This is a genomic window from Microbulbifer mangrovi (genome assembly GCF_002009015.1).
Taxonomy (GTDB): domain Bacteria; phylum Pseudomonadota; class Gammaproteobacteria; order Pseudomonadales; family Cellvibrionaceae; genus Microbulbifer; species Microbulbifer mangrovi.
Genome location: NZ_LZDE01000325.1, coordinates 1 through 14038, shown reverse-complemented (window position 1 = coordinate 14038; position 14038 = coordinate 1). Strand labels below are relative to the sequence as shown.

The window sequence follows — 14038 nt, the reverse complement described above, 5'->3', positions numbered from 1 at the left end:
GCCCACCCTCACTTGAAGGTTTCACCCCTGGCGAGGGTGTCCGCCACAATGGCTGGAGGCAGGAATCGATCGCCGTATTGCGCCGCTAGCATATTGGCGCGGTCAATAAAGCGTTGCAGGCTGTAGGTGTTCACAAACTGGATGAAGCCACCGGTCCACATAGGAGCGCCGATTCCCAGCAGGGAGCCAACATTGCCGTCGGCGACACTGGGCAGTACGCCTTCCTGTAGACATTTCAGGCTTTCGATAACCTGACGGAAGAGCAACCGGTCTTTGATATCGTCGTCGGGAAGATTTACGTCGTCGCGGAAATACAACTCGTAAAGTTTTGGCCAAACCTCCTTGCTGCCGTCTTCCGCATATTCGTAGTAACCACCACCGTGATAACGTCCGCCGCGACCGAACTCGGAAATCATCCGCTCACAGACTTCGATATTGCAGCTGTTATCCCCCTTACTGCCGAGCACACCCATTTCCCGATGGGTTTCTGCAGCCTTGCGTGTGAGCTCCTGGCTGACTTCGTCCTGAATCGTCAGCGGTCCTACGGGCATACCGACCTGCTTGCCCATGGCATCGATCAGTACCGGGTCGAGCCCCTCAACCAGCAGGCGTGCGCCTTCATCGAGGAAAGTACTGAATACTCGCGAGGTGAAGAAACCGAGAGAGTCATTTACCACGATAGGCGTTTTACGGATCTGCTGGGCATAGTCGAATGCTTTGGCAAGTGTCTCATCGCTGGTCTGCTGGCCACAGATAATTTCAACCAGCGGCATCTTGTCGACCGGCGAGAAGAAATGGATACCGATAAAGTTTTCCGGCTTCTTGCTGACTTCTGCCAGCTGGGTAATCGGCAGAGTTGATGTGTTTGAACCGAATACCCCGCCTTCAGCCAGAAAGAGTTCCGCTTCCCGGGTTACTTTGGCCTTGAGCTCAATATTTTCGAACACCGCCTCCACAATCAAGTCACATCCCTTCAGGTCTTCATAGCGATCGGTAGGGTGGATAAGGCCTAGCAGCTGCTGCTTTTCTTCCTCGGTACCACGGCTCTTCTGTATCCGCTTGTCCATCAGCTTTTCGGAATAGGCCTTGCCTTTTTCCGCCGCTTCAATGCTGATGTCTTTCAACACCACCTCGATACCCACGCGAGCACTGGCGTAGGCGATGCCCTGCCCCATCATGCCGGCGCCCAGAATGCCGACCTTGCGTACCGAAGACTTCTCAATGCCTTTCGGGCGACTCGCGCCACTCTTCACACTGTTCATCTGGAAGAAGCCGGTGGTGATCATATTCACCGCCTGGGGCGTGGTAATCAGGTATGCCAACGCGCGTGACTCGTAACGCAGTGCAGTATCAATATCGACAGTGACTGCTTGTGCAGCAACGTCCAGAATTTTTTCTGGCGCCGGCAACAGGCCGCGGGTCTTCTTGAATAGCATCGCCGGGGCACTGGAAAGAATAGTGTTAACCTTGGGGCTCCAGATATCACCGCCCGGCACCTTATGGCCTTTCTTGTCCCAGGGCTGCAGCGCTGAATCGGGGTTTTCCGCGATCCACTTTTTCGCTGCGCTGACCAGATCCTCGGTTACTTCAATCAGCTGATCCACGAGACCCGCAGCGTGTGCGTCACGGGCCTTCATGTGCTTACCTTCCAGCAAGATCGGCAGTGCTTTTTCCAGACCCAGCATATGGATACTGCGCACCACACCACCGCCCCCAGGCAACAGTCCCAGGGTGACTTCTGGCAGGCCGATGGAGACCTTGGGAGAGTTCCATGCAATGCGGTGATTACACGCCAGACAGATCTCGAGACCGCCGCCCAGGGCAGCACCATTAATTACTGCGACTACCGGCACCGGAAGTTTTTCAAGGCGACGCAGGGGTGCTTTGACACCCGACTCGATCATCTCGAACTGCTCTGGCTCACCACCCGGTGCAACACTGGAAAGCGCCTTCAGGTCACCGCCGGCGAAAAACGTATTTTTCCCTGAGGCAAATACCACACCGGCAAGTCCGGTTTCTTTTTCCAGACGGTCGAGCGTTTCCGCCATTGCCGCCCGGTACTGTTCATTCATCGCATTAACCGGACCATCCATATCCATGGTAATGGTCACGATACCCTTGCCGTCTTTTTCGTAAATGAATCCGCTATATTTCTCAGCCATTATTCTAGCCCTGTTCTGAATACCTGTTGTTCACTTGGTGGTTCGCGCTAAATGCGCGTTATACCCGCTCAATGATGGTGGCAATCCCCTGGCCGCCACCGACACACAGCGCTACCAGACCGCGCTTCAAATTACGGCGCTCGAGTTCATCGAGCATGGTGCCGACTAACATGGCACCGGTAGCACCCAGTGGGTGCCCCATCGCGATTGCGCCGCCGTTTACGTTGGTAATTTCGTGGGAGATATCCAGGTCTTTCATAAAACGCAGCGCCACGGCCGCAAATGCTTCATTGATTTCAAACAGATCGATGTCTGCAGTGGTCATACCCGCTTTTGCCAGCGCTTTCTTTGCCGCCGGACCGGGTCCGACCAGCATGATGGTGGGGTCGGTTGCCAGTACAGCCGTTGCCACGATGCGTCCGCGCGGGGTAAGACCAAGGTCTTTACCGACTTTTTCACTACCGATCAGTACTGCAGAAGCGCCGTCTACGATGCCCGAGGAGTTACCCGGGGTGTGTACATGATTGATGGCCGGCAGATGGGGATACTTGCGCAGCATCAGATCATCAAACCCGATACTCCCCATGGGTGCGAAGGAGGCCTTGAGTTGACCGAGGACTTCCAGCGTGGTGTTTGGTTTGATGAACTCATCTTTGGCGAGCACGGTCATGCCGTTCAGGTCTTTCACCGGGACTACGGAGCGATCGAAATATCCTTCGCTCTGCGCTTTTGCGGCACGCTGTTGCGATGCAAGAGCGTATTGATCGACCGCTTCGCGGTCCCAACCTTCGATGGTAGCGATGGTATCGGCACCGATGCCCTGGGGAACTGCGCCGTCGTGCACATTCACTTCAGGATCGTTCAACCAGGCACCGCCGGCGACCCCCATAGGTACGCGGGACATGGACTCGACACCGCCGGCGACCACAAGTTCTTCCCAGCCAGAGGCAATTTTCATTGCGGCAATATTGACCGCTTCAAGGCCAGACGCACAGAAACGATCCAGCTGTACGCCAGCAACACTTTCGTCCCAATCTGCAAACTGCACGATGGTTTTTGCAATATCACCACCCTGCTCCCCTACCGGAGAAACGCAACCCATCACCACGTCATCAACCTGAGTGGTGTCGAGGTCGAAGCGGGATTGAAGCTCCCGCAGCAATCCTGCGCCCAGAGCTACGGGTTTCACCTCGTGCAGTGAGCCATCTTTCTTGCCCTTACCGCGGGGGGTACGGATCGCGTCGTAGATATAAGCGGTATGAGTCATCGCTGATTCCCGTTGTTTTGAAAGTTGTTCTAAAAGTTGATCTGGAACTACATCCCAAACTGCTATTAAAAGGCGCCTGCCGACTTTCCAAGGGTACTGAGCGCGGAAGCCGACACACACCAAATTATCAACCTTTTATGCATTATGGAGCGCCGAAACCACCTCCAACAAGAACATCCAAACCCATAAATTGACATTTTGTTCCCACCGGTGAGAATGGAGGTCTATCAAAGGGGGGATATCATGCAGGACTTCTCGATACCGGTTTCATTTCTACACGCGGTGTTACGCTACGCCCCAGATCACGGACTCAACGTGGAAAAGCTACTGCAGCGATGTGCCGTGCCACCGAAAATCTTGCAGGACGAATCCGCCCGCGTCAGTGCGCGTCAGTACGCCGATCTACAGACGCTCGCGATGCGGGAAATGGGGGACGAAATGCTGGGCTATACACGCACAACAATGAAACTCGGCACCGGCGCAGCGCTTTCTCACTGGATGCTCCACACACGCAATCTCGGTCAGGCGCTCAAACGCTATTGCCATTTTTACGCGATGATTGAACGGGGTTTGCGGCCACAGATGTTCCTCGACGGCGACAGCGCAATCCTGCGCTTTTCCCTATGGGAGGGACAAACACAACCGGAGCCTTACGTTTTCGAAATGGTGATGTTCGGGCTGCACCGATTTGCTTCCTGGCTGACCCGCCACAACCTGAGAATTAATCAGGTTAATCTCAACTACGCCGCCCCGGCACATGCCCGGGAATATCGCGCAATATTCCTCGGAGCCCCCGTCACCTTTGCTGCTGGCCATTGCGAACTGCACTTCAACCGGGATCTGCTGCAAAAGCCCGTGCGCCAGACCCAGGAAACCCTGGAGCTTTTCCTGCGCAACCCGCAACGTAACCTGCTACTCAGCAATTACAACCTGCAAAGCTGGATCGGCCGCACCCGTTCACTGCTGCGCCAGAATATGATCGAAATGCCTACCCTGGTGGAAGTTGCCAGCGCACTGGGCACCAGCCCCAAGCAGCTGCGTAAACAGCTCAGTGACGAGGGTATTGGCTATAGCGAGCTCAAAGAACAACTGCGGCGCGATGTCGCCATGCAACATCTGGCCAACCCGGAGATGTCAGTAGAACAGGTTGCGTTTCTTACCGGTTTTGCGGAATCGGGCACCTTTATCCGAGCATTCCGTAAGTGGACCGATTTCACGCCCCACGCGTACCGCAAGAAATACTACTAAAGCCATAAAAAAGGCCGCGCTGAGTGCCGCGGCCAAGATCCACAATAACGACTATCGGTGCAAGGAGATTAAAGCGTTTTCATATACTCAATCAGTGCATAACGCTCTTCATCAGTAAGGGACTTGGTAAATTCGTGCCCCTGGTTGCCCATACTGTACAGGTAACTGTTGAAGATCATCCGCGACTTGATTTGTTTATCGGTAATCGGTGGCGGTGTCTGATAAGCCAGAGAGTTGAATTCCGCCACTTTATTAGCGACGTTGGCAAACAGAATATCCGGTGTCGCCATATCATTGGTACACGGCAGGAACGGTGACGTCAGCAGGTTATTGCTGCACTCCAGCGCTTCGTGCTTCCAACCCATTTTTTCCCAATCGAACGCCGCGAATGACATATCCAGACCGCGGTTCTTGCCAAAGTCACCCGGCTCGGTCTGATAACGCTTCCAGATTCTTACCCGAGACGACGGCTTCAGGACGCCCCACATATCCGGCACACTGCCGTTGTGGAAGTACGGAGCGCCGCCCCACACACCGTACAACGGTGGTGCGATGTAGCCGAATGGATCAATCCACTCATTGGGTCCCAGCGGTGAGAACACTGGTCCCTCACCGCGGTCATACTGAGAACGCGGAACGCGATTCAGCTCACTGACAATCAGACTGTCTACGAATCCGGTGTGGTCGGGGCTGAGATCGTTATATGCGAAGAAAGAGGTATTCCACGCACGACGCTTTCTCTCATCTTCCATCAGCAGGGCACGCTGAGGATCGGTGCCAATGGTTTCAAGTGGAGTAATCACACCAGAAACACCTTTCAGGCGTGGATCCGGCAGATAGTTGGTGTCTGCAGCGTGACGGGGTGAATAAACACCGTGGCAGCTGGCACAGGAACCGTTACCCGGGGTCTTGGGAATATCCGCGTTGGCACCATCGGCCCACAAATCCCGCTCGTGGAAAATTACCGCTCCCTGCTCCGCCAGATCGACATCAATCTGACCGGGATATGTGGGGGGAGACATGGAGATCAGGAAATTATCAATGTCCTCGAACTCTGGTGTCAGCGCGCGACGCTCTTCCGCATTGCGAGTCAGGTTTGCCATACCGAACGCAGCTTCCGACCGGACATTGTCGGAAGTCAGTGCGCCATCCCAGAACTGACGAGTCTTGAATGCCCGGTGATACCAGTGTGGCGCCTTGCTCTGACCACCCGCATGACTTGGAAAGTACTCCAGCAGGCTCGGTGCAAGCATCATGGTGTCCATATCGAACAACGCGGGTAGATAGTCGATGATACCGATGGCATCGGTATTCCCGCGGTTTACACTCCAGGGGATAGGAGCCAGCTGCAACGGCTCGGTAAAGACATTGGCGCGGAACAGGTCGGACTGGATCAGGCCGGCATCGATACTGCCATTTGCGCGCCCCCAGTGGAAATAGGACTCGCCGTCATCACCGATTTTGGAATCGTGACAACCGGAACAGGACGAGGCAATCATCCCGGTGTACTGGCCGTTTTCATCCTTTACCTGGACCAGGCCGAGAGGGAGCTGGCCACTACCGCCATTGGTCCACTTGGGGTTTTCCCAGGGATACGGGTAGGGATTGTTAAACGGCGCCTTGGTCAGGCCATAACGCTTCCGCACCTGCTCATCGAAGTCCGAGGGGCGCAGCAGATAACCCCAGATTTTATACAGCTTGTAATATGCGGTGGACGTACTGAAAAACTGGAAATAGTCACGACTTTCCAGGTTGTACTTACCCCGCTCGACACTCGCGCGAAACTCGCCACAGGTCGTCGGGTTGGGGGGTAACTTTTGCGGATCCTGAATAAAAGGCTCCGGCGGATTATGCAAGTCCACCCAGAATGCATTGAACTGTACCGCAGAGTCGGGATTATTCACGCCCGGCACGACCAGCGTACGCGGATCCAGCGGAATCGGCGTGCTATCTGGCTGCCCTGCACAGCCCGCGGAAAGTGGGGAACGGACCGTTTGCTGATCCAGAAGTGGTAATTCTTCGTTAGCGCTGACACCGGCCGAAGCCAGTGCCGAAAGCGCCAATAAAACTGCAGGCAAGCCTTTGCCCTTCGCTTTCAAACGAACCATCGGAGTATCTCCAAAAGTTATTATGTTTATGCTTTTGGATGCATCAAATGCAGCATCTCACCATCGTGACCCAAGATAGTTAAATGCCGCTTGCGTGGCCTCGTCTGAATGGATGATTTTTATAGGACTGACGCAGAACCGCGCGAAACAGTTGGCAAATAAAATGAGAATTGGATGAATCAGAACACGCTATATAAGCTCGTTCCCGGATGACTCAAATAAATTCGGCGTAAAGAAATAGAGAGGGTTCAACAGCCGGATTGGCAATTATCCATGTATGCGTTCTAGATAGAACACCAGAGGGCGTCCGTCGCCTTTCTGGTCCATGATACCAACCACCAGGTCCTCGGAGACTTTCCTGAAGTGATCGAATACCGGGCTTTTATCGTAGATCATGGTCGCTGTTGCCACACCGCGAAATACGACCTCACGCAGCGACGCAGTACCCAGAACATCATTGACTACCCGTTTTCCCGATTTATCCAGGCTGATGATGGGGTTCACGTCATCTGCACTGGAAAACCGTTTTCCGTTCCAGGCCATGGCATGAAGCTGCTTATCAACCGGGTGATTCTGGCTCAGGATACCGCCGGTCCAGTCTCCGAGCATGCGCACCGCGGGCATTGCCGGCAAGCTATCGAAAAACGCGAACAGTTGATAATCCTCAGGATTACCATCCTTCAAGTGCGAGAAACGCTTCACCAACAGGCTATCCTGAACGGGAATTGCAGTTTCCATTACTTACTCCTAGTTTTCTCCTGACGGCATAACAAGCACCGGTTTGATCACTGCACTGCTGGACAGGTCTGCCAGCGCCTGATTGATTTCAATCAGCGGATAGGTTTGGACAATTTTTTCGAGCGGAAGCAGGCCCGCGCGAAAGTATTCGATCATCTCGGGGATAAATTCGCGGGGATTCGCATCGCCTTCCACCGTACCGCGCAGGCGCCGTCCACCAAACACCAGCTCACGCGGATCGATCGCCAGTTTTCTACCGGCGGGACTGAGTCCGGCGCAAATCACCTGACCCTGCTGTGCCAGGGCGTGGAAAGCGGCTTCGATCACCGGAATGGCCCCGGTACAATCGATCGCACCATTCAATGACCCAAATTTTTTCAGCGCGCTTCCGAGATCCACATTCCCACTGACAATGCTCGCGGTAGCACCCAGCGCCATTGCAAGATCAGTGCGATCCCGCCTCAGGTCTACCGCTACGATTTCCCGACAGCCAGCAATCCGGGCCGCCATAACCGCCGCCAACCCGACCGTGCCGCAGCCAAAGACGGCGATTCGGTCACTGCTGCCCGGCTGCAGCACATTCAAAACCGAGGACATACCGGTTTGCACACCACAGGCAAGCGGCGCCATTAAAGCTGCCGGCAGATCGGGATCAAGGCGGACGAGATTGTGAACGTGGGCGACGGTATGTGATGCAAAGGAAGACTGCGCGAAAAAATGACTCGAAATAGCGCTACTTCCCAATGTCATCGGTGCCGAGCCATCCAGGCGACGGCCTGAGAAATTCATTGCCAGCGCAGAGTCACAGTATGCCGGGGAAGCCCCGCGACAGGACCGACACCTCCCGCAGGCCCCGAAACTCATCACTACCCGATCGCCAATCCCCAGATGGGTTGCGCCGTCCCCCAGCGCTTCGACTATGCCCACCCCTTCGTGCCCCAGCACCGCCGGTAGCGGGGTCCCCAGCTGGCCGACCATCGCGAGAAGATCGGTGTGGCAGATACCACAGGCCTCAAGTCGTATCTGTACCTCTGACGGTCCGGGCGCGGACAGTTCACACGTCTCGACATCTACAATGGCACCGGGCCGTGCAACTGCCGCCTGTATTTTCATATGTTCGCTACCATGATCAATTCAACACGGGTATACAGACAGCTCGGATCAACCTTCCCAAATGATTTTCTGGTTCCGGTCACGCCATTTTTCCGCGAACTGGAGATAGCGCGCTTCGATCTCATTGCGCTTCAGTTTCATCGTCGGTGTCAGTAGACCACTCTCGATCGTCCAGGGCTCTTTGACGATAACCACATAGTTGAGACGTTCGTGGTCTTCGAGCTGCTGATTGATCTCATCCAGGTGTTCAGAGAATTCCCGCTCAAAACGGGTCTTGTCCTCAGCACTCGATGGATCGAGCAGGCCCGGTGAGAGCACCGCCAAGGCAAACGGCTGCGGTTGCCCTGGGCCGGTTGCGCAAATGACTTCGATTCCTGGGTGTGCACCGAGCATGTTTTCGATCGGTACCGGGGCAATATATTTTCCCTTACTGGTTTTGAAGAGATCCTTGGTGCGACCGGTAATCCGCAGACGTCCCTTTTCGTCGAGTTCTCCGCGGTCACCGGTGCGGAAAAATCCGTCTTCGGTCAGGTTGGCTGCGGTTTCCTCTGGCATTTTGTAGTAGCCCATCATCTGGCCGGGGCTCTTTACCAGGACTTCGCCATTGCTATCAATCCGGCACTGCACCCCGTCTAGCGGGGTACCCACGTATCCCGGGCGGACTTCGCCCGAGCGCGCGGCGTGGGAGGCGGCACAGTTTTCCGTCATACCAAATACTTCGAGCAGCTCAAGGCCGAGCTTCCGATACCAGCTGATGATTTCTGCAGAGAGAGGCGCCGCTCCAGTCAGCCCGACCTTGACGCTATCCAGACCCAGCTCTTGCAAGATTTTCTTTTTGACCTTTTTCCCAAGGAAGGGAATGGCAAATAGGATACGCTGCTTGGACGGCGGAATTTTCGCATTGACCGCCTGGTAAAACTTGGTCCACAGGCGCGGAACCGAGAAAAAGCGTGTCGGGCGGGCGCGCTTGAGGTCCGCGGGGAAGGTTTCCAGCGACTCGTTGAAAAACAGCTGAAAACCAAATATCAGTGAGGGGATCTCAACCGCTACCCGCTCGGCCACATGGGCCAGGGGCAAATAGGAAAGCATGCGGTCATCATTGGACGGCTGCCACAAATTCACCGAGCAACCAGCTGGCGCGGTCATGGAAGAAAAATTATGCATCACGCCTTTCGGCTTACCGGTGGTACCCGAGGTATAGATAATGGTCGCCAGCGCATCGCGGCCACGCAGCACGATATCCTGAAGCGGCTCGAAAGATTGCTGAATCTGCGCCCAGTCCACGCTATTCTCTTCGCGAACCGCGGGTGCCTGGGGCAAGGTGAGCAATGGCAGATCTTGCGGCAGAACCGGAGCCAGTTCATTCCAGCTGTCGGTGATGCCATCTAGGCGGCCAACCACCAGTAGCTTCGCCTCACAGTGCTCCAGTACATACGCGCAGGCATCGGCACCCAGTGTGGGATACAACGGCACCGGTACATGTCCAGCCATCCAGATCGCCAGATCTGCGATAATCCAGTGCGCGCTGTTTTTCCCTATCAGGGCGATATTGCTGCCCTCTGGAAGATCCAGGGATTTCAGATACGCGGCTCCCCGCCGGGCTTGATCAACGGTGTCGCCCCAGGTAAAGGACTCCACGCTGCCGTCTTTGAGCGGCTGGGTGAGGTAAGTCTCTGCGGGCCTCTCCTTCTCCCAACGCAGTACATATTCCAGCGGTTCGGCGAACTCGTATATCTGGCTCATTGCGCTCCACTTCCTCTCAGTTTTTATGTTTATTTGCAGTCCAAGCTACTTTCGGGCCACGGGGCTGTCAATTAGCCCTTGCGCTTAATCAAACACTAACAGTGACCGGTAACGAGGTGCCCGTCACAAAGAACGGGCTATCAGCTCCTTCATGATCTCGTTGGTGCCGCCGTAAATACGACCAGCGCGGGAATCAATGTACGCCTTGGCGATCGGGTACTCGAGCATATAGCCGTAACCGCCGTGCAGCTGAACCCCTTCGTCCACCACCCGGCACAGCAACTCAGAGGTCCAGAGCTTGGCAGCTGCAGCTGCCTCCGGCGCCAGTTTGTTCTCCAGGACTTCCTCGATACAGCGGTCAACAAATACCTGCCCGATTTCAATTTCGGTTTTCATTTCCGCAAGCTTGAAGCGGGTGTTCTGATAATTTGCCACCGGCTGCCCAAATACTTTGCGGTCCCGGGTATAATCCAGTGTGTGCTGCAGGGCTGCCCGCGCACCGCTCACGGAAAGAATCGCAATAATCAGGCGCTCCCAGGATAACTCCCGCATCAATTGCACAAAGCCCTGCCCCTCAACCTCACCCAACAGGTTCGACTGGGGAACACGTACATTTTCAAAATAAAGTTCACAGGTATCCTGTGCCTTCATACCCACTTTCTTCAGCGGCTTCGCCTTGCTGAATCCCGCGCGATCGGCCTCCACCAGGATCAGGGAAGTATCTTTGGCTCCGTCACCGCTGTTGCCAGTTTTCGCCACCACGACCACGATATCGGCCAGGTAACCGTTGGTGATAAAAATTTTGGAACCGTTGATGACATAGTCGTCACCATCTTTTTCTGCACGGGTGGTAATCGCCTGCAGGTCAGAACCGGTGCCCGGCTCACTCATTGCCACAGCACCGACTGCCTCGCCCGATGCCATTCGCGGCAACCACTGCTTTTTCTGCGCTTCGGTGCCGAAGTTATAGATGTAATTGGCAACAATATCGGAATGTACGGTAAAGCCGGGACCGGTTGCGCCGGCGTAGCTCTGCTCTTCCATCAAAATGGCACTGTATACACGATCACCACCGATACCACCATATTCTTCGGGAATGGTCATACACAGCAGTCCCAGTTCCCCGGCGCGATACCAGAGCTCCCGATCGACATGCTGCTGCTCTTCCCAACGCTCGTGATGAGGGGTTACTTCCGCTTCCAGGAAACGCTTCACCATGCGGCGAAATTCTTCGTGCTCTGGTTGAAACAGTGTTCTCGGGATCATGCTGGCTCCTTACTGCGCTGTATTACCGCGCTGCGTTACTTCATTCTATTTAGTGCGTGAGCGCGTTTCACGCGATCACATTGCGCCGTTTTTCCATCAGACCCATGCCGTCCCAATCGACAATGGCCATGCAATTACGGCGAATTTTCTTCATCAGCTCCCCATTCTGGGCAACAGAATCCTTCAGGAAACCGCTGGCACAGATATTGAAGATCAGTGGGGCAAAAAGGTGGAAGCGATAGTCTTCACTGGCTTCCCGCAGTGAATACTGCGTACCGCTCTGCTCGAAAACTTTGCAGTAGCGCTGTAGCAGGACGGGTTCGGAATTGTTGCGCGCGACATAGGATAGATCGTTGGATAGCAGGCAGGCGACATCGAACATCGGGTTGCGCACACCGACCAGCTTCCAACCCCACAGGCTCGCGCGACAATTGCCGCCCTCACGCTGCAACAGCACATTTTCCAATCGCGCATCCCCGTGAGTGAGCGTGAGCATATGCCGCTCGTAGCGATGCCAATCCGCCACGTCGTCAGAAAATGCTTCAATGAGTTCAAAATACTCAGGCCCCATCCAACCCGAATAGGCGTCCCGAAGGGCATCAACACCGCGCCGATAGTGATGAGCGATCAAACGCGCATACTCCCGCTGACGCAATTGCCACGGGGGCGCGGATGCGGGTGAGGTGCGCACAAAACATCCATGCAGCTGCGCCAACTCCTGCAATACCGCCTCGTGCTCCGACAAGTGTTCATCGGGGCTTTCCCTGCATTCAAAGCGCTGCCCACCGCAATCTTCCAGCAATAGGTTGAAGTGCTTTTTTCCCGCAGCGGCAAAAAGCAGCCCGGGAATCCGGCAGGCGTAGTGATTGGTAAGCTCCTGATAGGCCGAAGCCTCCCTCACCAGTGACTGACGCACGAACTCCGCCCATTCGGGACCGGGCAGCGGACGCGAAAATTTCGCCAGGATACTGGCCGGCGCGGGCGACTGATCACCTGCTGCATCGGACTCGACGCTGGCCTGATATTTCAGGTGCAGACGAACCAGCACATCAAAGTCGGTCAGCATCACGGGCTCGCTACTGAAAGATTCAATCGCAGGCCAATGGGAATTTTTCAGCTGCAGTGCATCGGTAAGCCAGGCCACTGTAATTAACTCGGTAGACGCTAGCGCGCCAACATGCCGCCCCGAGTGCGCCGCGTGCGCGGGGGAAGGAAACAGAATATCGCTCTTGGCGACGCCTTCCCTTCCCGCCTGAGCACCGAGGCCGGCTGTTATTGCTATCTGACTCATGAAAATACCCACATCTGTTTCGCATCTGATCTTCTACAGCACTTACATGCATCCTCGGAAAAGCCCCATGTTTCCGGATCCGCGACGGGTCACCCCGTCGCGAAGAGGAAAGTCAGAAGGAACCCCGCAATGTCACACCGTAAGTTCTGGGGGCAGATACATAACCATTGGCATCATTGCCCTGCAGCGGTGAATTGAAGTGCTGGGTCACGTAGCGCTCGTCAGTACAGTTCTGACACCAGGCCGCCAGGGTCCAGCCGGCAGTTTCCGAACGCACCCCCACGTTAGCTGCGAGCTCTCCCTGGTTACCACGCATGTGGTCATTGGAAGTGTTGGTATACAGCTCGGTGGAGTAATTCAGGCCGACACGACCGAACAGGCTAAAGTCGCTGGAAACGGGTTGATCCATGCCCAGCGCAAGGTTGGCGGCCCATTCCGGCGCGTGTGCAAAGTTGCGGTCAGCGAGGGCGCCAAGGACGGGATCGTCACCGAACTTCGCATCCGCTATGTGGGTTACATCAAAATTGAGAGAGAAGGCATCGCTCAGCAGGAACTGGTTTTCCAGTTCCAGGCCGTAGACAGTCGCTTCCGGCGCGTTGTCGATGGTGAACTGAGTACCGATAAACTGCGCAATCTGCAGGTCTTCGATGTCGTTGTAGAACAGCGCCAGGTTGGAGCGAGCGCGACCAGCAAGATACTCACTCTTCAGGCCCAGCTCATAGCCATCGACAAATTCGGATCTGTAGGTGGGATCCAGCGGTACCGCACCGGGCACTTCAGCCGGGTTATTTACCAACGTACCCGCGGCAGTATTATCGATATTGACGCCGCCGGATTTGTAACCGCGACTGTATGACGCGTACACCATCATGTCATCAGAAACCTGATACCGTGCGGCGAGACTGCCACTGATCGCACTGTCTTCGAAGGAATCAGCGTATTCGGGACCGGGCTGCACACCCAGCAGGCGGAATACCGCCGTCGGCGCAGGAGAGAAGTAGTTGCGCACCATCGCGCCCTCTTTCTCATCCACGGAATAGCGCGCGCCTACGGTCAGGCCGAGACGCTCGCTAAGGTCGAGGTTCCAGTGGGTAAAGGCCGC

Annotated in this window: 10 protein-coding genes; 1 reads left to right on the top strand and 9 read right to left on the bottom strand. The window is 55.4% G+C overall.

Going from position 1 to position 14038, the window contains the following annotated elements:
* Window positions 1–8: 8 nt before the first annotated feature.
* Both B4U49_RS12570 and B4U49_RS12565 read right to left on the bottom strand, forming a co-directional pair.
* Complete coding sequence (locus tag B4U49_RS12570) at window positions 9–2162, bottom strand: 3-hydroxyacyl-CoA dehydrogenase NAD-binding domain-containing protein (protein WP_078084952.1); 2154 nt, start codon at window positions 2160–2162, stop codon at window positions 9–11.
* A gap of 58 nt (window positions 2163–2220) precedes the next feature.
* A complete protein-coding gene (locus tag B4U49_RS12565) occupies window positions 2221–3429 on the bottom strand; it encodes an acetyl-CoA C-acetyltransferase (protein ID WP_078084951.1) in 1209 nt (402 codons plus the stop codon).
* A gap of 243 nt (window positions 3430–3672) precedes the next feature.
* Between B4U49_RS12565 and B4U49_RS12560 the strand changes: the two genes are divergently transcribed.
* Window positions 3673–4677, top strand: coding sequence for an AraC family transcriptional regulator (locus B4U49_RS12560; protein WP_158078619.1), 1005 nt, complete (start codon window positions 3673–3675; stop codon window positions 4675–4677).
* Window positions 4678–4745: 68 nt separating this feature from the next.
* On the opposite strand, the gene roxA is transcribed toward B4U49_RS12560, so the two are convergent.
* From roxA to B4U49_RS12525, 7 genes are all read right to left on the bottom strand, one after another.
* Window positions 4746–6785, bottom strand: a complete 2040-nt coding sequence (gene roxA / locus B4U49_RS12555) for a rubber dioxygenase RoxA (protein WP_078084949.1) — start codon at window positions 6783–6785, stop codon at window positions 4746–4748.
* 267 nt (window positions 6786–7052) lie between these two features.
* Complete coding sequence (locus B4U49_RS12550) at window positions 7053–7523, bottom strand: DUF4334 domain-containing protein (protein WP_078084948.1); 471 nt, start codon at window positions 7521–7523, stop codon at window positions 7053–7055.
* A 9-nt stretch (window positions 7524–7532) separates the two neighbouring features.
* Window positions 7533–8636: an NAD(P)-dependent alcohol dehydrogenase gene (locus B4U49_RS12545; RefSeq protein ID WP_078084947.1), complete on the bottom strand. Its 1104-nt coding sequence runs from the start codon at window positions 8634–8636 to the stop codon at window positions 7533–7535.
* A gap of 48 nt (window positions 8637–8684) precedes the next feature.
* Complete coding sequence (locus B4U49_RS12540) at window positions 8685–10379, bottom strand: AMP-binding protein (RefSeq protein ID WP_078084946.1); 1695 nt, start codon at window positions 10377–10379, stop codon at window positions 8685–8687.
* A 123-nt stretch (window positions 10380–10502) separates the two neighbouring features.
* Window positions 10503–11645: an acyl-CoA dehydrogenase family protein gene (locus B4U49_RS12535; RefSeq protein ID WP_078084945.1), complete on the bottom strand. Its 1143-nt coding sequence runs from the start codon at window positions 11643–11645 to the stop codon at window positions 10503–10505.
* Window positions 11646–11712: 67 nt separating this feature from the next.
* Window positions 11713–12936, bottom strand: coding sequence for a phosphotransferase (locus tag B4U49_RS12530; RefSeq protein WP_143735650.1), 1224 nt, complete (start codon window positions 12934–12936; stop codon window positions 11713–11715).
* A gap of 112 nt (window positions 12937–13048) precedes the next feature.
* Window positions 13049–14038 (bottom strand): TonB-dependent receptor (locus B4U49_RS12525; protein WP_143735649.1); only part of this gene is annotated, 990 nt, incomplete at its 5' end.

Coding starts and splice junctions, on each gene's coding strand:
- B4U49_RS12550 (WP_078084948.1), bottom strand. CDS start 7,523: ATGGAAACTGCAATTCCCGTTCAGGATAGCCTGTTGGTGAAGCGTTTC.
- B4U49_RS12535 (WP_078084945.1), bottom strand. CDS start 11,645: ATGATCCCGAGAACACTGTTTCAACCAGAGCACGAAGAATTTCGCCGC.
- B4U49_RS12560 (WP_158078619.1), top strand. CDS start 3,673: ATGCAGGACTTCTCGATACCGGTTTCATTTCTACACGCGGTGTTACGC.
- B4U49_RS12565 (WP_078084951.1), bottom strand. CDS start 3,429: ATGACTCATACCGCTTATATCTACGACGCGATCCGTACCCCCCGCGGT.
- B4U49_RS12545 (WP_078084947.1), bottom strand. CDS start 8,636: ATGAAAATACAGGCGGCAGTTGCACGGCCCGGTGCCATTGTAGATGTC.
- roxA (WP_078084949.1), bottom strand. CDS start 6,785: ATGGTTCGTTTGAAAGCGAAGGGCAAAGGCTTGCCTGCAGTTTTATTG.
- B4U49_RS12530 (WP_143735650.1), bottom strand. CDS start 12,936: ATGAGTCAGATAGCAATAACAGCCGGCCTCGGTGCTCAGGCGGGAAGG.
- B4U49_RS12570 (WP_078084952.1), bottom strand. CDS start 2,162: ATGGCTGAGAAATATAGCGGATTCATTTACGAAAAAGACGGCAAGGGT.
- B4U49_RS12540 (WP_078084946.1), bottom strand. CDS start 10,379: ATGAGCCAGATATACGAGTTCGCCGAACCGCTGGAATATGTACTGCGT.